The sequence below is a fragment of the Curtobacterium sp. USHLN213 genome, assembly GCF_037144815.1.
GTDB lineage: Bacteria > Actinomycetota > Actinomycetes > Actinomycetales > Microbacteriaceae > Curtobacterium.
Genome location: NZ_JBBCYQ010000008.1, coordinates 134,155 through 151,291, shown reverse-complemented (window position 1 = coordinate 151,291; position 17,137 = coordinate 134,155). Strand labels below are relative to the sequence as shown.

At 72.1% G+C, this 17,137-nt stretch carries 17 protein-coding genes; 11 read left to right on the top strand and 6 right to left on the bottom strand.

The window, feature by feature from the left end; genetic code table 11:
• Positions 1 to 35: 35 nt before the first annotated feature.
• The 3 genes from WFH25_RS12595 (at position 36) to WFH25_RS12585 (ending at position 2,025) form a co-directional block, all read left to right on the top strand.
• Entirely contained in the window at positions 36 to 848 is an 813-nt protein-coding gene (locus WFH25_RS12595) for a sugar phosphate isomerase/epimerase family protein (protein ID WP_336697920.1), read from the top strand.
• 46 nt (positions 849 to 894) lie between these two features.
• Positions 895 to 1,683: an SDR family NAD(P)-dependent oxidoreductase gene (locus WFH25_RS12590; protein ID WP_336697919.1), complete on the top strand. Its 789-nt coding sequence runs from the start codon at positions 895 to 897 to the stop codon at positions 1,681 to 1,683.
• Between the two features lie 156 nt (positions 1,684 to 1,839).
• The gene (locus WFH25_RS12585; protein WP_336697918.1) at positions 1,840 to 2,025 is read left to right on the top strand and encodes a hypothetical protein; all 186 of its coding nucleotides are present in this window, start codon (positions 1,840 to 1,842) and stop codon (positions 2,023 to 2,025) included.
• Positions 2,026 to 2,069: 44 nt separating this feature from the next.
• On the opposite strand, the gene WFH25_RS12580 is transcribed toward WFH25_RS12585, so the two are convergent.
• The 4 genes from WFH25_RS12580 to WFH25_RS12565 are packed head-to-tail and all read right to left on the bottom strand — an operon-like array spanning position 2,070 to position 6,025.
• Entirely contained in the window at positions 2,070 to 2,993 is a 924-nt protein-coding gene (locus WFH25_RS12580) for a S1C family serine protease (protein WP_336697916.1), read from the bottom strand.
• A gap of 16 nt (positions 2,994 to 3,009) precedes the next feature.
• Positions 3,010 to 3,999 carry a VWA domain-containing protein gene (locus tag WFH25_RS12575; RefSeq protein WP_336697915.1) on the bottom strand — a complete coding sequence of 330 codons (990 nt, stop codon included), beginning with the start codon at positions 3,997 to 3,999 and terminating at the stop codon, positions 3,010 to 3,012.
• Positions 3,996 to 4,910 carry a DUF58 domain-containing protein gene (locus WFH25_RS12570; protein ID WP_336697914.1) on the bottom strand — a complete coding sequence of 305 codons (915 nt, stop codon included), beginning with the start codon at positions 4,908 to 4,910 and terminating at the stop codon, positions 3,996 to 3,998. Before WFH25_RS12570 ends, WFH25_RS12575 begins: the two co-directional genes overlap by 4 nt.
• Positions 4,907 to 6,025 (bottom strand): AAA family ATPase, encoded by a 1,119-nt coding sequence (locus tag WFH25_RS12565; RefSeq protein WP_336697912.1) that lies wholly within the window; start codon positions 6,023 to 6,025, stop codon positions 4,907 to 4,909. Before WFH25_RS12565 ends, WFH25_RS12570 begins: the two co-directional genes overlap by 4 nt.
• Positions 6,026 to 6,164: 139 nt before the next feature.
• Here WFH25_RS12565 and WFH25_RS12560 point away from each other — a divergent pair, with 139 nt between their 5' ends.
• Together WFH25_RS12560 and WFH25_RS12555 are read left to right on the top strand one after the other, a co-directional pair.
• Positions 6,165 to 6,953, top strand: coding sequence for a response regulator transcription factor (locus tag WFH25_RS12560; protein ID WP_092383886.1), 789 nt, complete (start codon positions 6,165 to 6,167; stop codon positions 6,951 to 6,953).
• A complete protein-coding gene (locus tag WFH25_RS12555; protein WP_336697911.1) occupies positions 6,950 to 8,221 on the top strand; it encodes a sensor histidine kinase in 1,272 nt (423 codons plus the stop codon). The genes WFH25_RS12560 and WFH25_RS12555 overlap by 4 nt, the downstream gene beginning before the upstream one ends.
• Before the next feature lie 12 nt (positions 8,222 to 8,233).
• Here the strand turns inward: WFH25_RS12555 and WFH25_RS12550 are convergent, their stop codons facing one another.
• Positions 8,234 to 9,607: an MFS transporter gene (locus tag WFH25_RS12550; RefSeq protein WP_336697910.1), complete on the bottom strand. Its 1,374-nt coding sequence runs from the start codon at positions 9,605 to 9,607 to the stop codon at positions 8,234 to 8,236.
• A gap of 161 nt (positions 9,608 to 9,768) precedes the next feature.
• Between WFH25_RS12550 and WFH25_RS12545 the strand changes: the two genes are divergently transcribed.
• Together WFH25_RS12545 and WFH25_RS12540 are read left to right on the top strand one after the other, a co-directional pair.
• On the top strand, positions 9,769 to 10,695 hold the full coding sequence (locus tag WFH25_RS12545) for a helix-turn-helix domain-containing protein (RefSeq protein ID WP_217647208.1): 927 nt from the start codon (positions 9,769 to 9,771) through the stop codon (positions 10,693 to 10,695).
• A 168-nt stretch (positions 10,696 to 10,863) separates the two neighbouring features.
• Complete coding sequence (locus WFH25_RS12540; protein WP_336697908.1) at positions 10,864 to 11,907, top strand: LacI family DNA-binding transcriptional regulator; 1,044 nt, start codon at positions 10,864 to 10,866, stop codon at positions 11,905 to 11,907.
• Between the two features lie 63 nt (positions 11,908 to 11,970).
• Here the strand turns inward: WFH25_RS12540 and WFH25_RS12535 are convergent, their stop codons facing one another.
• Positions 11,971 to 13,233: an MFS transporter gene (locus WFH25_RS12535; RefSeq protein ID WP_336697907.1), complete on the bottom strand. Its 1,263-nt coding sequence runs from the start codon at positions 13,231 to 13,233 to the stop codon at positions 11,971 to 11,973.
• Between the two features lie 163 nt (positions 13,234 to 13,396).
• Here WFH25_RS12535 and WFH25_RS12530 point away from each other — a divergent pair, with 163 nt between their 5' ends.
• Genes WFH25_RS12530 through WFH25_RS12515 form a run of 4 tightly spaced genes read left to right on the top strand, consistent with a single transcriptional unit; the run spans position 13,397 to position 17,061 of the window.
• Positions 13,397 to 14,431: a Gfo/Idh/MocA family protein gene (locus WFH25_RS12530; protein WP_336697906.1), complete on the top strand. Its 1,035-nt coding sequence runs from the start codon at positions 13,397 to 13,399 to the stop codon at positions 14,429 to 14,431.
• Positions 14,432 to 14,444: 13 nt separating this feature from the next.
• The gene (locus WFH25_RS12525; RefSeq protein ID WP_092383896.1) at positions 14,445 to 14,909 is read left to right on the top strand and encodes a heme-degrading domain-containing protein; all 465 of its coding nucleotides are present in this window, start codon (positions 14,445 to 14,447) and stop codon (positions 14,907 to 14,909) included.
• Complete coding sequence (locus WFH25_RS12520) at positions 14,906 to 16,051, top strand: Gfo/Idh/MocA family protein (protein ID WP_336697905.1); 1,146 nt, start codon at positions 14,906 to 14,908, stop codon at positions 16,049 to 16,051. The genes WFH25_RS12525 and WFH25_RS12520 overlap by 4 nt, the downstream gene beginning before the upstream one ends.
• A complete protein-coding gene (locus WFH25_RS12515; RefSeq protein WP_336697904.1) occupies positions 16,048 to 17,061 on the top strand; it encodes a sugar phosphate isomerase/epimerase family protein in 1,014 nt (337 codons plus the stop codon). Before WFH25_RS12520 ends, WFH25_RS12515 begins: the two co-directional genes overlap by 4 nt.
• Positions 17,062 to 17,137: the final 76 nt, after the last annotated feature.

Genomic DNA, 17,137 nt, shown 5'->3' with positions numbered 1-17,137 from the left:
AACGACAGCGGCACAGAACCGAACGGAAGTCCCACATGATCATCAACACCTTCTCCTACCTCTGGTCCGCGACGGCCACCGATGCGATCTCCCAACTGATCGACCACGGCTACACGACGTTCGAGATCCCGATCAGCTCTCCGCACTGCTGGCCGGAGGAGATCGACGCCGCCGAACGGGCGTCGACGCGCGCTCGTCTCGACCAGGCGGGGGCGTCCATCCGGTCGCTCAACGCCGGCGGGTACGACCTGAACCTCGCGAGCCCCGCGGCGAGCATGCGGCGCAATAGCATCGAGCACATCGCCTCCGTGATCGACCTGGCCGCGGAGTGGGGTGCCCGGGACGTCGTCATCTCCCCGGGCACACGGCGGCCCATGATCTCGCCGACGGTCGACCAGGTCCACGGCTGGATGTACGAGAGCCTCGAGGAACTCCTCCCGATCGCTCGCCGGAGCGGACAGCGGCTCCTCTTCGAGAACACGCCGTACTGCTTCGCCCCGACGATCGGCGACCTCGCCCGGATCGTCAGCACCGTTGACGACGATGCGCTCCGCATCGTGTACGACGCCGCGAACGCCGCGTTCATCGAGGAGGACCCGGTCGCCGGTCTCCTCGCGCACGCCGACTCCATCGCGCTGATGCACGTCTCCGACACCGGCCTGGAGACCTGGGGACACGACCCCATCGGCACCGGGATCATCGACTGGCGAGCGCTCGGCGCTGCGGTCGACTCGACGATCGGTACCGAGAACGTCGTGCTCGAGGTCATCCGCGAGGAGAACCCCGTGCTGGAGTTCGACAAGGCGATGACCGAACTGCGCACCACCGGCTGGGACGTCGCGGCCTGAACGCCGCCCACGATCCCCGACACACACACCACGAAGGAGAACGGCAATGAGAGCACTGGTCACCGGCGGAAGCAGCGGCATCGGCGCAGCGGCGAGCGTGCGACTCGCAGAGGCTGCGTTGGCCCGGGGCGAGCAGGCGATGATCGCCGTCGCCGGGCACGAGGCCAACGATCGTCAGCAGGAGGTCGTCGGGACCATCCGCGGCATGGGCGGCACCGCCATCGCCCTGACCGGGAACCTCGGTGACCCTGCGGTCCCGAGCCGGCTCGTCGGCGACACCGTGGAGGCGTTCGGTGGCCTGGACGCCCTCGTCGCGAACGCCGGCGTCGCGAACCCCGCACCCCTGAACGACGTCAGCCTCGAGGACTGGGACGAGATGTTCGCGGTCAACCTCCGCGGCGCGTGGCTCCTGGCGAAGGCGAGCTTCGCGCACCTCCAAGCCAGCGGTGGCGCCGCGTGCTTCACCTCGTCGATGTCCGGACAGCTCCCCCACGCCGGCTCCGGACCGTACAGCCCGACGAAGGCGGCGTTGACCCTGATGGCGCAGACGTTCGCCCTCGAGTGGGCGCCCGACGGCGTCCGCGTGAACGTGGTGTCCCCCGGCATGACCCGGACCGCGATGACCGAGAAGATGTACCTGGACCCGGACGTGAAGGCAGCGCGGGAAGCGATCATCCCGCTGCATCGGATCGGCGATCCCCTCGACATCGCCAACGTCATCGAGTTCCTCGTGTCGCCGCTCGCCGGCTACGTCACGGGCCAGGACATCTGCGTCGACGGCGGGTTCTCGAAGTCGATCCTCAGCCACATCCCCGGCCGCCCCAGCTCGAAGTGACGCATCGCCGCTCGGCGGCGCGTCCACCCGCGCCGCTGAGCGGCCGAGCGGCCGAGCGGCCGAGCGGCCGGTGAACGCCCCACGCGGTGTTCAGTGCGCGGCGAGGAAGGGGTCGAGGACCGCCCACGTGGCCGCGGGTGCCTCCAGGTGCGGAAGGTGCCCCGCCGCAGGGACGACGTGGAACTCGGCACCCGGGACGGCAGCGGCAAGCGGACCTCGTCGTCCTTCCTGCACAACGGCACGAGGGCGATGTTCGAGCAGGCGGGCTTCACGTTCGAGCGCCACATCGGCACGAGCAAGACCGTCATGCGGCTGACCGTCCCCCCGGCTCCGGTCGGCTGACGGCACCTCCACCGCTGTCGGCGACACCGACCGGGACCCTGCGGTCACCCGTTGATGATCTCCGTCGCGATCCGCGCGGCGTCGTCGATCGGGATCGCGAAGCCGATGCCGATGTTCCCGGAGCTGTAGCCGAGGGTCGCGATCGAGCTGTTCACGCCGATGACGCGGCCGTCGAGGTCGACGAGTGGCCCGCCGGAGTTGCCCGGGTTGATGGAGGCGTCGGTCTGCAGGAGCGGCTGCGTCGACCGTTGCGAGGTGCGGTCGAGTGCGCTCACGATGCCGGACGTGACGGTGCCGTTGAGTCCGAGCGGCGATCCGACGGCGATGACCTGCTGGCCGATGCGGAGGTCGTCACTGACGCCGAGCTCGACCGCCGGGACGGCGAGGCCCTGGGCTTCGACGACGGCGATGTCGCTGTCCTCGTCGCCGCCGAGGACCCGGCCGGGGACCGCGCTGCCGTCGGGCAGCACGAGCGACACGCGTTCGGCGCCGTCGATCACGTGGTGGTTCGTCATGACGTGACCGGCATCGTCGATCACGAACCCTGATCCCGACCCTGAGGTCGTCCGCACCTGGACCACGCTGCGGAGCATCCGCTGCGCAGCGGCCTCGGCATCGCCCTGCGTCGAGGTCGCGGACGGCGCCTGCTGCGTCTGTCGCAGCACGGTCGGCGCGCTGGTCGCGTCCGGGGCGACGAGGAGGGCGCCGGTGGTCCCGGCGGCTCCGCCGAGCGCGATCGCGGCGACGAGGATCCCGGCGGACCGCCACCGTCGCTGCGGGCGCAGCTCGCCGGATCCGGTCGCGTCGGCGGGGGCCGGCTGCGGCTCCGGGATGGCGGGGAAGGAGGACGGGAGGCGCGGTGCGGGGGTGCGGCGCGCCTCCCGTCCGTCCTGTGGCACGTCGGGTGACCCGGCGATCCAGGTCTGCGGCCCGCGGGGCCGTCCGATGCCGTCTGGCTGGTTGGTCATGGCCTGTCCTTGTCGGTCAGATGATGCGGGAGGACCAGCGGAGGGAGAACGCGCCGGCGACGACGGCGAGGAGCAGGCCGAGCAGCGCCAGGTACGGCGTGATGTCGACGGGTTCGACGTGCCAACCGATGGAGGATCCGATGTCCTGGTAGACGTTGCGGAGCTCGTCGGTGCTCTCGGCGCGGTAGAACCGACCGTCGGTGTCGTCGGCGAGTTGCCGGAGCGTGGTCTCGTCGACGGGCACCGCCTGCTGTCCACCCCAGAGGTCGGCGACGCCGTCGGCGGTGCCGTAAGCGATGGTGGAGACGGGCAGTCCGGCCTCGCGGGCGGCCTGTGCTGCTGCGGAGGGGTCCCGGCCGGCGGTGTTCGCACCGTCGGAGAGCAGCACGAGTCGCGCGGGGACGCGCTCGGCCTCGTCGCCGGCGGACGGGGTCGGCGACGGTCCTGCGGCCGCTCCGTCGGCACTGATCCGGTCGACCTCGTCGACGGCCTCGAGCACGGCTTCGCCGATCGCGGTCCCGCCGCCTCCGTCGTCCAGCGCGGCGATCGCGTCGCGGACCGCTTCGTGGTCCTCGGTCGCCGGTGCGATCACCTCGGCACCGCCGGCGAAGCTGATCGCGCCGACGTTGAAGGTCTCGGGCATCTCGGCGACGAACTGCTCGGCGGCGGACTTCGCCGCCTCGAGGCGGTTCGGTCGCACGTCGTCGGCCTGCATCGACCCCGAGGTGTCGATCGCGACGATGACGGTCGCGCGTTCGTAGGGGACGCGGATGTCGAGCTGGGGTTGCGCGGCGGCGACGCCGAGGCTCCCCAGCCCGAGCAGGACGAGCGCGGCGGGCAGGTGCCGACGCCAGCGAGGGCGCTTCGGCACGAGCTTGTCGAGCATCGGCAGCGTGGCGAACCGGACGGCGTAGCGCTGGCGGCGGCGTTGCACGAGGACGTACGCGATCGCGAGCGCGGCGACCGGGATCAGTGCGAGCAGCAACCACGGGGTGGTGAAGGTCATCGGGTCCTCCGGGCTGGTCGGGTGGGGGTGCGGTGCCGACGGTGGACGAAGCGGGTGAGGACCCGGGCGAGGTCGTCGTCGGTGCGGAGCACGAGGTGGTCGGCGCCGGCGCTGCGGACGGCCGCCGCGGTCGCCTCCCGGTGCGCGGCGGCGCCTGCGGCGTACGCGTCGCGGATGCGGCGATCGGAGGTGGAGACCTCGCGCTGGGCACCGGATTCGGGATCCGTGAGCAGCACGTCACCGACGTCCGGGAGTTCGAGTTCCCTCGGGTCGACGGTCTCGACGACGATGACGTCGTGCCGGGCGGCGAGCTTCCGGAGCGGTCCTTCCCAGCCGAACGGCCCGGACGGCTCCCCCGTGGGGTCGAGGAGGTCGGAGACGACGACGCGGAGGCCACGTCGGGGCGCCTGTGCGGCGAGCCGGGTGAGCGCCGCGGCGAGGTCGGTGGCGGAGACGCCGTCGCGGTCGTGGTCCGGGGCGCGGAGCATCCGCCGCGCGGCGATCCGTCCGGGGCCGGGAGCCTGCCATCGGACCCCGTCCCGTCCGACGAGGCCGACGCCGACCCGGTCGCCGCCGCCCCGCGTGAGCAGTCCGACGGCCGCGGCGACCCAGGTGGCGACGTCGGCCTTCTCGCGGGTGGTGGTGCCGAAGGCCATGCTGGGGGTCCGGTCGACGAGGACCCAGGTCTCGAGCGCGTGCTCGGCTCGGGTGAGCCAGACGTAGGGCTCACCGGCGCGGGCGCTGGCGTTCCAGTCGATCCGGCGGACGTCGTGGCCCGGCTGGTACCGGACGAGTTCCTCGGCGTCGCTGCCGGTGCCGATCGTGAGGCCCGGGTGGTCGCCCTGGAACGCACCGTCGATGCGCCGTCGGACGGTGAGGTCGAGGCGCCGGAACGCGAGCTCCTCGGTCATCGGCGGCCGCCGTCGTCCGACCGCGCCGCCGCGCGGTCGGTGGCGGGAGCGGCCGCGGCGGGGGGCTGCGCAGCTGGGGGGTACTGCGTTCCGTCACCCGCCGCGACCGCGTTCGGGTCCCCGGCTGTCGCGACGCGGGGCTGCGGCACGACCTGCAGCACGGTGTCGACCGCGGTCCGGGGGTCGACACCGTCGGCGACGGCGTCGAAGGCGAGGACGAGACGGTGCGCGAGGACGTCCGAGGCGACGTCCGCGACGTCGCCGGGAAGGACGTAGTCCCGCCCGCGCAGGAGTGCGAGCGCCCGCGCCGCGGCGACGAGTCCGAGTGATCCACGAGCGCTGACGCCGTACTCGAGGACGCCGTCGAGGGTGTGGATGCCGTACCGGTGCGGGTGCCGGGTGGCCATCACGAGCTGCACCGCGTACAGCGCAACGGCGTGGTGCACGAAGACCTGCTCCGCCTCCACCTGCAGCCGGCGGACCTCGTCGATCGTCAGGATCTGCTGCGCGACGGGCCGCACGGCGCTCATCCGCTGCACGATGGTGAGTTCCTCGAGTTCGTCGGCGTGGTCCACGTCGACCTTGAGCAGGAACCGGTCGCGCTGCGCCTCCGGGAGCTGGTAGACGCCGTCGTTCTCGATCGGGTTCTGCGTCGCGAGCACCAGGAACGGATCGGGCAGCCGGTGCGTCTGCCCACCGATGGAGACCTGCTGTTCCGCCATCGCCTCGAGGAGCGCCGACTGCACCTTCGCGGGGGCACGGTTGATCTCGTCGGCGAGGACCAGGTTCGCGAAGACGGGACCCCGTTCGACGTCGAACGTCTCGGTGGACGGTCGCCAGACCCGGGTGCCGACGATGTCCGACGGCATCAGGTCCGGGGTGAACTGCAGGCGGACGAAGTCCCCACCCACGACGGTCGCGAGGGTGCGGACGGCCAGGGTCTTCGCGACACCCGGCACGCCCTCGAGCAGGACGTGGCCGCGGGCGAGCAGGCCGATCATCATGCGCTCGACCATCGCGTCCTGTCCGACGATGACGTGCTTCACCTCGAAGAGCGCGCGTTCGAGGACGGCTGCTGCGGACGGGAACGGTGCTGCATGTGCTGCGTCGGTCATGGGGTGTCCTCCTGTCGTTCGGGTGTCCCCACTCCAGCTCGGAGGGGCGAAAACGACGGGAAGCCGGAGCGAAACCCGACCGAAAAGGGTGTTCCGGCAGTCCCTGTTGCCACGCAGCACGCGCGGTTAGGTTCTCTCCATGCGGGTGCTGCTGGTGGAGGACGAGGCCGGACTGGTCAGTGCACTCCGTGTCGCCCTCCAGCGGGAGGGCTACGCCGTCGACACCGCGCTGCGGCTGGCCGACGCTCGCGAGAAGCTCGCGGTGACCGAGTACGACATCGTCCTGCTCGACGTCAACCTGCCCGACGGCACCGGGTTCGACCTCGCCGACGACATCCGCTCCGGCCGGCTCGTCGCCGGTCCGTCCTCCCCCTCCGGTCACGAGCCCGGAGGCCCGACCGACGTCACCGACGTCGGCCCGCGCATCCTCATGCTCACCGCCCGCGGACAGCTCCGGGACCGGGTGCGAGGCCTCGACCTCGGCGCCGACGACTACCTGGTCAAGCCCTTCGCGCTCGTCGAGCTGACGGCGCGGATGCGCGCGCTCACCCGCCGCGCCGGCGAGGCGGCGTCGTCGGTGCTCGTCGACGGCCCCGTCGTCCTCGACACCGCCCGGCAACTCGCCCGACGCGGCGACCGCGAGCTCGCGCTCACGCTGAAGGAGTTCGGCGTCCTGCGCTACCTGCTGGGTCGGATCGGGTACGTCGTCCCCGCCGAGGAACTCCTCGAGCACGTCTGGGACGAGAACGCCGACCCGTTCACGCAGACCGTCCGGGTCACCGTCGGGACGCTCCGCCGGAAGCTCACCGTCGACGACGAAGACCCGGCGATCGAGACCGTCGTCGGCCGCGGCTACCGGCTGCGCGACCTCACGCCTCCGGTCGAGCACGAGGTCCTGGGGTCGCCGGCGGTCGGCTCAGCGTCGTGACCGCGCTCGATCGTGCGCGTCGCGAGTTCGGCGGCCGACGCTTCCTCCGACTCCCGACCTGGGCGCGCACCATCCGGATGCGGCTCACCCTGACCTACAGCGCGGTCCTCTTCGGCATCACGGCCGCAGCACTCGCCGCGGTCTACGTCGCGCTCTCGAGCACGGTCAGCGCCGCGCCCCTCAACCCGGTGACGATCAAGAAGTTCTACAAGACCGCCGACGGCACCATCGTCTACAAGCCCGGCGAGCAGTTCCAGGTCGCCGACCTCGAGACGGTGCAGCGGGCGGTCAACTACGCGTCGCTGCAGTCGCTGCAGACGTACTCGATCGTCGCCCTGGTCGTGATGTTCGCGCTGAGCCTCGTGATCGGGTGGTGGGTCGCGGGGCGAGCGCTCCGCCCGGTCGACGCCATCGCCAAGGCGACGCAGGAGATCACCGCGACGGACCTGTCCCGACGCATCGACGCATCGGGCCCTCCGGACGAACTGCACACGCTCGCGGACACCATCGACGGCATGCTCGATCGGCTCGACAGTGCGTTCCGCGCGGAACGGATGCTCGTCGAGGACGTTTCGCACGAGCTCCGCAACCCGGTGGCGGTCGTGCAGTCGAACGTCGAGGCCGTCCTCGCCGACGACGATGCGACGCCGGAGGAACGCCGCGCCGCTGCGACGGTGGTGCTGCAGTCGACGCACCGGATGATCCGACTGCTCGAGGACCTCCTCGCCACCGCGCGCGCACGCTCCGAGGCGTTCACCGACCGGGACGTCGACGTCGCCGAGCTCGCACGGGCCGTGGCCTCCGAGTACCGCGTGCTGGCGGACCGACGTGACCTCGCCGTGCACGAGCGCATCAACGGTGGCCCCGTCGTCTTCGCCGACCCGGATGCGCTCGCCCGGGCTCTCGGCAACCTGTTGTCGAACGCGGTCCGGCTCGCGCCGACCGGTTCGACCATCACCATCGGCGTCGGGAGCAACCGCGGCTGGGCCTGGATCGCGGTGCGTGACGAGGGACCCGGCATCGCCGAGGACGAACGTGCCCGCGTGTTCGACCGGTTCTTCCGGAGTGCCGACGAGACGCATCGTTCGACGGGGACCGGGCTCGGGCTGTCGATCGCACGACAGATCGTCGAGAGCCACGAGGGCCGTCTCCGGCTGACCAGTCGCGCCGGCACCGGGTCGACGTTCACGATCTGGCTGCCGGAGCGGGCGCTGCCCGGTGCACCCGCACGGTCGGAGGAGCCACCGACCGGCGACCCGGTCTCGTGATCTCCGACGTGGTCAGGGACGGCTCCCCGCCCGACGACGCGCACGGAGGTCCGACGGCAGCACGAGCACGAGCGTCGCGACGAGTGCGATCGCGAGCATGACCGAGCCGCCGGTGTAGGCGTCCGACACCCGGCCGGAGAGACTCGCTGCACCGGCACCGACCGCGGTGAGGACCGCGACGCCGAGCGTGGAACCCAGCTGGTGTGCCGTGTTGACCAGGCCGGAGGCAGCGCCGGCGTCCTCGGCCGGAGCGCCCGCGATCCCGGCTGCGGTCAGCGGCCCGAAGCAGAGTCCCTGCCCGATGCCGAAGAGCACGAGCGGGCCGGCGAACCCGGCGAGGTAGCCGACGTCCGGCGTGATCCGACTGAGCCAGAGCACCGCGACCAGGACGACGGCGATCCCGACCGCGACCAGGACCGCGTTGCCGAACCTGCGGGTGAGGCGGGGGACGAACAGCGAGACGGCGAACTGCAGGAGCGTCATCGGGAGGAACGCGACGCCTGCCTGGAGCGCGGTCCAGCCGTACACACCCTGCAGGAACTGCGTCGTGAAGAAGAAGAACGCGATGCCGGTCCCGGCGAACAGCAGTCGGGCGATCGCCGCACCGGATCGGCCGGCGTCGGCGAAGAGGCGGAGCGGCATGATCGGGTGGACCGCGCGCCACTCATCGAGCACGAACACCGCGAGGACGACCACGCCGACGACGATCGGCACGAGGGTCGCCGTCGCTCCCCACCCGCGGTCGCCGCCGTTCACGATGCCGTACACGAGTGCGCCCATGCCCAGGGTGGACGTGATCGCGCCGAGCAGGTCGAAGCGTCCGCGCGTCGGCGCGACCTGCGGGAGGTACCGGACGGCGAGGACGATCATCACCACGGCGATCGGGACGTTGATGAAGAACCCGGCACGCCACGAGACCAACCCGGCGAGCGCTCCCCCGACCACCATGCCCAGGCTCGCGCCCACTCCGGCGGTGGTGCCGTAGAGCGAGACGGCTCGGGTCCGCTCCGGTCCGGCCGGGAACGTCGAGGTGATGAGCGACAGCGACGACGGCGCGACGACCGCCGCGCCGATGCCCTGGAACGCCCGGGCGGCGATGATCCACGCCTCGTTCTGCGCCGTCCCGACGAGCAACGACGCGAGCCCGAACAGCGCGAGTCCGACGACGAACACCCGCTGGCGTCCGAGGAGGTCACCGGCCCGGGCCCCGAGCAGCAGCAGGCCGCCGACGACGAGCGTGTACGCGTTCTGCACCCACGACAGCGCCGTCGGCGACAGGTCCATCCCGCGTTGGATCTCGGGCAGCCCGGTGAAGATGATCGAGTTGTCGAGGACGATCATGAAGTAGCTGACGAGGACGATGGCGAGGACGACTGTCCGGTGCACCACGCGTGGGGACGCGGGTCGTGCTGTCGCGGTGGGTGCGGTGTCGGGGGCGGCGGTCATGGACGACAGTCCATCGCGCTGCGCCGTCGGGCGGCAGTGACGGGCTTTCCCTGTACCAGCGGTCCCTCCTTCCCACCGTCGCAGGCGCGTAGCGTGGTGGGATGGACCAGCACCACGGCCCCGCGAGTGACGGCTCCCGGCACAGCACCGAGATCAGCGACTTCCTGCAGAGTCGGCGTGCTCGGATCACGCCGGAGCGCGCAGGCATCATCGGTGGCGGCCGTCGACGTGTGCCCGGGCTCCGACGTGAAGAGCTGGCGATGCTCGCCGGCGTCAGCTCCGACTACTACGCGAAGATGGAGCGTGGCCACCTGGCCGGGGTCTCCGCCGAGGTCCTCGACGCCCTGGCCCGCGCACTGCAGCTCGACGAGGCCGAGACCGACCACCTGCTCGACCTCGCCCGTGGGGACTCCCCCGTCCCGGTGCGACGACGCACGCCGAAGTCGACCGACCACGTCGTCCGCCCGAGCCTGCAGCGCTTCCTCGACACGATCACCGGCACGCCGACCATCGTCCAGGACCGCCGCACCGACGTCGTCGCGACGAACGCACTCGGCCGCGCGCTGCTCTCCCCACTCCTCGACGACCCCGCGAACCAGGGCAACAACGCCCGCTTCACGTTCCTGAACCCGGCGTCGCGGAACTTCTACGTCGACTGGGAGCAGGGCGCTTCGAGCCTCGTCGCCTCGATGCGCAGCCATGCCGGCAAGAACCCGCACGATCGTGACCTGACGGACCTCATCGGCGAGCTCGTCACGCGCAGCGACGACTTCCGCCGCCGCTGGGCCGCGCACGACGTCCACTTCCACCGATCCGGCACGAAGCGACTGCACCATCCCGAGGTCGGCGACGTCGAGGTGGCCTTCGAAGCGATGCAGCTGCCGGACAGCCCGGGATGGACGATGTACGGGTACACGACCGTGCCCGGATCACCCAGCGATGAGCGCGTCCGGCTGCTCGGGAGCATCGCCGCGAGCGAGAGCGCCGCTGCGGCCGGCGCGACGACGGACACGACCGGGACGGTGTGAACACCGCTCGCCGGTTCGTCCCCGACGGCATCGGGACCGTCACGCCTCCCCCTCCGGACGGCTGCGACCCGTCACCGGTCCGGACCTCGTCGTGACGCGTCACGAGCAGGTGCCACGCCGAGCGCGCCCCGCGACGTGCCGGCCCGGGGCTCGTGGGAGGATCGCACCGTGACGACGGAGACCGACGGCCCCGAGCGGCGCCCGCACGGAACGGGGCGCCTCCCGACGATGCGCGACGTGGCCGAGCACGTCGGGATGTCCCGGCAGCTCGTGTCGCTCGTGCTCCGGGGAGCGCCGGGGCCGAGTGCCGAGTCCCGCGAACGGATCCTCGCCGCGGCCGCCGAGCTCGGGTACCGGCCGCACACCTCCGCTCGCCTCCTGCGTGAGGGACGGACCCGGCTCATCGGCGCCGTGTTCAGCATGCGGAACCCCTTCCAGGTCCGGTTCGTGGAGCGGCTCTTCGCCCGCGCAGCCGAGCAGGGGTTCGGCGTCGCGCTCGGCCCCGCGGGTGCGGACCGCTCGACGGACGAGATCGTGGCCGACCTGCTCGGCGAGCGCGTCGAGGCGCTCGTCGTGTTCAACCCGGACCCCGGCACGACCGCGCTCGAGGACGCGAGCCGCCTGGTGCCCGTCGTCCTGCTCGGCGAGTGGACGGACGCGCCGTACGCCGACAACGTGCACGTCGACGAGGCCGGCGGACTCCGCGCGGCCGTCGAGCACCTGGTCGGCCTCGGCCACCGCCGGATCGCCTACGTCGGCGGCGAGGACGGACTGGTCGGCCGGGACCGCGCCACCGCCTACCGCGGCGCGATGGCGGCCTGCGGCCTCGACGACGAGGTCGACGTCGTCCCGTCCGGCTTCAGCGAGGAGGGCGGTGCCGCGGCCGCCCGCTCGCTCGTCGCGCGCGAGTCGTTGCCGACCGCCGTCGTCTGCTGCGGCGACCAGTGCGCCACCGGGCTCCTCGCCGTGTTCGCCCAGCAGGGCGTCGAGGTCCCCGGCCGGGTGTCGGTGGTCGGGTTCGACGACAGCTACCTCGCGTCGCTCAGCTACCACCGGCTGACCTCGGTGCACCAGGACGTCGAGGCGACCGTGGACGCGGCGCTCTCGGCCGTCGTGGACCGGACCGACGGCGACGGCGGCGCGCGCCGTCGCGTCGCGACGCCCACCGGGTTCGTGGTGCGCGAGTCGACGGGTCCTGCCGCGAGCGTCTGACGGACGGGAGGCGGGGGGCGGGCCCGCACCGCGCCTCCCGTCCCTGACGAGGTCCCGCTGGACTCAGCGCACGCTGCGGATGGGCAGGACCACGGCCGCGCCGACGAGCGCGACGATCCCGGCGACCCACAGCAGCACCTCGTAGTTGTCGCCGGCGCCCACCCCGAGGAGCAGTGCCCCGAGGCCGGGTGCGATCGACTGCGGGAGCGAGTTCGCGATGTTCATCACTCCGAGGTCCTTGCCGGGCTTGTCCGGTTCGGGCAGGACGTCGACGACCAGCGCGCTGTCGACGGCGACGTAGATGCCGTAGGCGAAGCCCATGACGACCTCGGCGGCGTAGAAGTGCGCGATGTCGTTCGCGAAGACGAGGACGACGAGGCCGACCCCGAACAGCACCGTGGAGCCCGCGACGAACACCTTCCGGCGTCGCAGCCGGTCCGACGCCCAGCCGGAGAACACCGTCCCCACGAGCAGCGCGATCGTGTACAGCAGCACGCCGAGTGCGATCGCCGACGTGGCCCGCGCCGTGGTGAGTCCGATGTGGTCTTCCATGTAGAACAGGCGGAACGTCGTGAACAGGAACGTCGCGAGCGTGATGAGGAAGCGGGACCACCAGGCCATGCCGTAGTCGGGGTGCTTGATCGGGTTCGTCCAGAACGTCCGCAGGATGGTCAGCCACGAGAACGGCTTCGGACGGGTCTCGGGGAGGCGGTCGGGCGTGACGAAGACGTACACGACGACGCAGAGCACCCCGAGGACACCGGGCAGGATGAACAGCAGCGGCAGGTTCTGCACGAGCAGCACCGCCGCGTAGGTGCCTGCCAGGATCGCGACGTTCTGGGCGAAGCCGATGACGCTCGCGGCACGGCCGCGCTGCAGCTCGGGGACGTTGTCCGCCCAGCTCGCCATCATCGCCGAGAACGCGGCGTTCGACCCGAGCTGACAGATGAGCCACGCGACGGTCAGCGCGCCGACGTTCGGGGAGAACGCGACCATCGTGAGCCCGCCGAGCAGCACCAGGATGCCCGCGAGCAGCCACGGCCGGCGGCGACCCCAGCGCGTGCGCGTCCGGTCGCTGAGCGCGCCGAACAGCGGGTTGCCGATGATCGCGCCGAGGGAGCCGAGCGGGAGCGCGACGCCGATGACGGACGCCGGATCAGCGGGGTCGAGCGCCTGCGCCTTGAGCTGCATGCTCACGAAGACCGGCGACAGGATCGCCACGTAGATGCCGAACTGGGCGAGTCCGAGCGCGGTCAGGTACCAAGCGCTGACGTTCTGGGTCGGGGTGGCGGTGGTGAACGGGTGGGCCGGCAGCCGTGTCGACATGCGACTCCTCCTTGGGTCGTGTCCACGTCGTCCGGTCGGAACCCGATCATCGGTGATCGGATTTGGCTCGTGCTAACCTGACGACGACGGCGATGTTATCTCGTGCCAAACGAGATTGCCACCACTCGTCGGAGATCCACGGCAACGCGAGCACTGGAGCACGATGATCCCCACGGTCCTGCCAGAACCCGACCTCTTCACCACCGGCTCGGGCGAGCCCGTCCTGCGATGGGGCATCGTCGGCCCCGGGTGGATCGCGGGCGAGTTCGCCACCGCGATCCGGTCCCACACCGCGCAGCGCCTGGTCGCGGTGGCCTCGCGCTCGCTCGACCGCGCGACCGCGTTCGCCACCGAGCACGGGATCGAGACCGCCCTCGGCAGCGTCGACGAGCTGCTCGCACGCCCCGACGTCGACGTCGTGTACATCGCGACGCCGCAGAGCGACCACGCCTCGACCGCGCTCGCAGCGATCGCCGCCGGCAAGCACGTCCTCGTCGAGAAGCCGTTCACCGTCACGGCCGCCGAGGCTCGCCAGGTCGCCGACGCCGCCCGCGCCGCCGGGGTCCTCGCGATGGAGGGGATGTGGAGCCGGTACCTCCCCCAGGCGTCCGTCCTCCGCACCCTGCTCGCCGACGGCGCCCTGGGCGAGGTCCGCAGCGTCCTCGCCGACCACGGCCAGGCGATCCCCTTCGGCCCGGACCACCGGCTGTTCCGTCCCGAGCTCGGGGGCGGCGCCCTGCTCGACCTCGGCATCTACGCGGTGCAGTTCGCGTCCACGGTGCTCGGCGCTCCGACGCGGGTCACGGCGCGCGGGGCGATGACCGAGTCCGGCGTCGACGCCTCCGGCTCCCTCGTGCTGGAGTACGCGGACCAGGCGCAGGCGCTGCTCCACACGACCATCGCCGCCCGGACGCCCACGACCGCGTCGATCGCCGGAACCGCCGGCACCATCGACTTCGCCGGACCCTTCTACAACCCCGCGACCTTCACCATCTCGGCCGCCGCACACGGCTCGCCCGTGCAGCACTGGGAGGACCCGACACCGCTCCGGGGCTTCGCCGCCCTGGCGTGGGAGGCCACCGCGCTGGCACGCTTCGTCGGCGAGGGTCGTACGGAGTCCCCGCTGCACACCCTCGACGAGACGATCTCGATCCTCGAGACCATCGACACCGCCCGCGCGCAGATCGCCGCGGGCTGAGCAGGAGACGACGATGTCCGACCTCATCACCACCCTCGAACAGCAGGAGCGCGAGCTCGTGCTCGACACGTTCACCCACGACGACGCCTGGGAGCTCGGCCTGGTCCTCCGCGGGATCGCCGCCGACGCCGGACACGGTGTCGGCATCGACATCCGGCGCCCGGGACTCCGACTCTTCCGCGCCGCACTGCCCGGGATCACCCCCGACCAGGACGTCTGGATCGACCGGAAGGCCGCCGTGGTGCTCCGGATGGAGGCCTCGAGCGCGCTGGTCGACGCCCGACTGTCCGCTGCCGGGGTCGACCCCGCCGCGATCGGCTGGCTCGGCTCGGACTACGCCGTGACCGGTGGCTCGTTCCCGATCCGGGTCCGCGGCGTCGGGGTCGTCGCGGCCGCGACCGCCTCCGGCCTGTCCTCGATGGAGGACCACGAACTCGTCGTCGCCGGGATCCGGGCGTTCCTCGAGGGGCGCCGGTGACGGCACTGCGCGTCGCGGTGATCGGATCGGGCATGATCGCGGCCGCACACGTCCGGGCTGCGCGGGACGCCGGAGCGGTCGTCGTCGGCCTGCTCGGGTCGTCGGCAGCGCGGTCGCGGGAGGTCGCCGAGCAGTGGGGCGTGCCGATCGGGTACGCCTCGCTCGACGACCTGGTCGCCGCCGGCCCCGACGTCGTGCACGTGTGCACGCCGAACGACACCCACGTCGACTACGCCGTCACGCTGACCGCTGCCGGGCTGCACACGGTCGTCGAGAAGCCCGTCGCGACCACCCTGCCCGAGGCGCGTCGACTCGCCGATGCCGTCCGCGTCGCCGGCACCGTGAGCACGGTCCCGTACGTGTACCGCTACCACCCGATGGTCCGCGAGCTCCGCGCCCGGATCGCCGCCGGGACACTCGGCCGCGTCCTCACCGTGCACGGGTCGTACCTGCAGGACTGGATGGTCGCACCCACGGCGTCGACCTGGCGGGTCGACCCGGCCCGGGGCGGCGCCTCGCGGGCGTTCGCGGACATCGGAACGCACTGGACCGACCTGGCCGAATTCGTCACCGGAACACGGTTCGCGGAACTCACGGCCCGCACCTCGATCGCGTACGCCGAACGTCCGGACCCGTCCACGGCCGGCGCGTCGTTCGGCGGACCGGACGGCACCGCCGCGGCCACCGTCCCCGTCCGCACCGAGGACACCGCCGTCGTCAGCTTCGCCGGCGCCGACGGCTCGCTCGCCAACGCCGTGGTGTCGCAGGTCGCCGCCGGCCGGAAGAACCGCCTGTGGGTCGAGGTCGACGGCACGACCGGCTCCGGGGTGTTCGACCAGGAGCGACCCGAGTCGGTGTGGTTCGGCGGCGAGGACGGCTCCACGACCGTGCACCGAGCCGAGGGGTCCGTCTCCGCCGACCAGGCACGCCTCAACCGGACACCGGCCGGGCACCCGCAGGGGTGGACGGACGCGTTCGCCGCGTTCTGCGCCGACACCTACGCGGCCGCCCGCGGCGAGACCCCCGAGGGACTGCCGACGGTCGAGGACGGCGTCCGCTCACTCGAGGTCGTCGACGCCGTGCTGCGCAGCGCCACGACCGGCCGGTGGACCGGCATCAGCACCGGAACGGAGACACGATGACGACCACGACCAACCCGGTCACCCTGTTCACCGGACAGTGGGCCGACCTGCCCTTCGAGGAGGTCGCACGCCTCGCCGCCGAGTGGGGGTACGACGGCCTCGAGATCGCCGCCTCGGGTGACCACCTCGACCTCGCGCGCGCCGACGAGGACGACGCCTACCTGCGCTCGCGCCTGGAGGTCCTCGACCGGCACGGCTTGGGCGTCTGGGCGATCTCGAACCACCTCGCCGGGCAGGCCGTGTGCGACGACCCGATCGACTTCCGCCACCAGGCCATCGTCCGCCCGGCGATCTGGGGCGACGGCGACGGCGAGGGCGTCCGGCAGCGCGCGGCCGCCGACATGCAGCGCGCGGCCCGGGTCGCCCGGAAGATGGGCGTGGACACCGTCGTCGGGTTCACCGGGTCGAGCATCTGGCAGTACGTCGCGATGTTCCCGCCGGTCGGTCAGGACGTCATCGACGCCGGCTACCAGGACTTCGCGGACCGGTGGAACCCGATCCTCGACGTCTTCGACGGCGAGGGCGTCCGGTTCGCCCACGAGGTCCACCCGTCCGAGATCGCCTACGACCACTGGACGAGCGTCCGCGCCCTCGAGGCCATCGACCACCGCGACGCGTTCGGCTTCAACTGGGACCCGTCGCACATGGCATGGCAGGGCATCGACACCGTCGGGTTCATCACCGACTTCGCGGACCGCATCCACCACGTCGACTGCAAGGACACCCGGATCCGTCCGGCGTCCGGCCGCCAGGGCATCCTCGGGTCGCACCTGCCGTGGGGCGACCCACGCCGCGGCTGGGACTTCGTCTCGACCGGACACGGGGACATCCCGTGGGAGGACGCCTTCCGCGCCCTGCGGCACATCGGGTACACCGGGCCGATCTCGATCGAGTGGGAGGACGCCGGCATGGACCGCCTGCACGGCGCCGCCGAAGCGGTCGGGCACATCCGGTCGCTGCTCTGGCCGCAGCCGGAGGCCGCGTTCGACGCCGCCTTCAGCAACCAGTAGCGGTGGCCGTCACCGTGTGACGGACGGGAGGCGGGGGGGGGGCGCGGGCCGCGCCCCCCCCCCCGCCGCCGGTCCC

Coding starts and splice junctions, on each gene's coding strand:
- WFH25_RS12570 (WP_336697914.1), bottom strand. CDS start 4,910: ATGACCGAGGAGCTCGCGTTCCGGCGCCTCGACCTCACCGTCCGACGG.
- WFH25_RS12565 (WP_336697912.1), bottom strand. CDS start 6,025: ATGACCGACGCAGCACATGCAGCACCGTTCCCGTCCGCAGCAGCCGTC.
- WFH25_RS12560 (WP_092383886.1), top strand. CDS start 6,165: ATGCGGGTGCTGCTGGTGGAGGACGAGGCCGGACTGGTCAGTGCACTC.
- WFH25_RS12595 (WP_336697920.1), top strand. CDS start 36: ATGATCATCAACACCTTCTCCTACCTCTGGTCCGCGACGGCCACCGAT.
- WFH25_RS12545 (WP_217647208.1), top strand. CDS start 9,769: ATGGACCAGCACCACGGCCCCGCGAGTGACGGCTCCCGGCACAGCACC.
- WFH25_RS12530 (WP_336697906.1), top strand. CDS start 13,397: ATGATCCCCACGGTCCTGCCAGAACCCGACCTCTTCACCACCGGCTCG.
- WFH25_RS12535 (WP_336697907.1), bottom strand. CDS start 13,233: ATGTCGACACGGCTGCCGGCCCACCCGTTCACCACCGCCACCCCGACC.
- WFH25_RS12580 (WP_336697916.1), bottom strand. CDS start 2,993: ATGACCAACCAGCCAGACGGCATCGGACGGCCCCGCGGGCCGCAGACC.
- WFH25_RS12525 (WP_092383896.1), top strand. CDS start 14,445: ATGTCCGACCTCATCACCACCCTCGAACAGCAGGAGCGCGAGCTCGTG.
- WFH25_RS12515 (WP_336697904.1), top strand. CDS start 16,048: ATGACGACCACGACCAACCCGGTCACCCTGTTCACCGGACAGTGGGCC.
- WFH25_RS12590 (WP_336697919.1), top strand. CDS start 895: ATGAGAGCACTGGTCACCGGCGGAAGCAGCGGCATCGGCGCAGCGGCG.
- WFH25_RS12575 (WP_336697915.1), bottom strand. CDS start 3,999: ATGACCTTCACCACCCCGTGGTTGCTGCTCGCACTGATCCCGGTCGCC.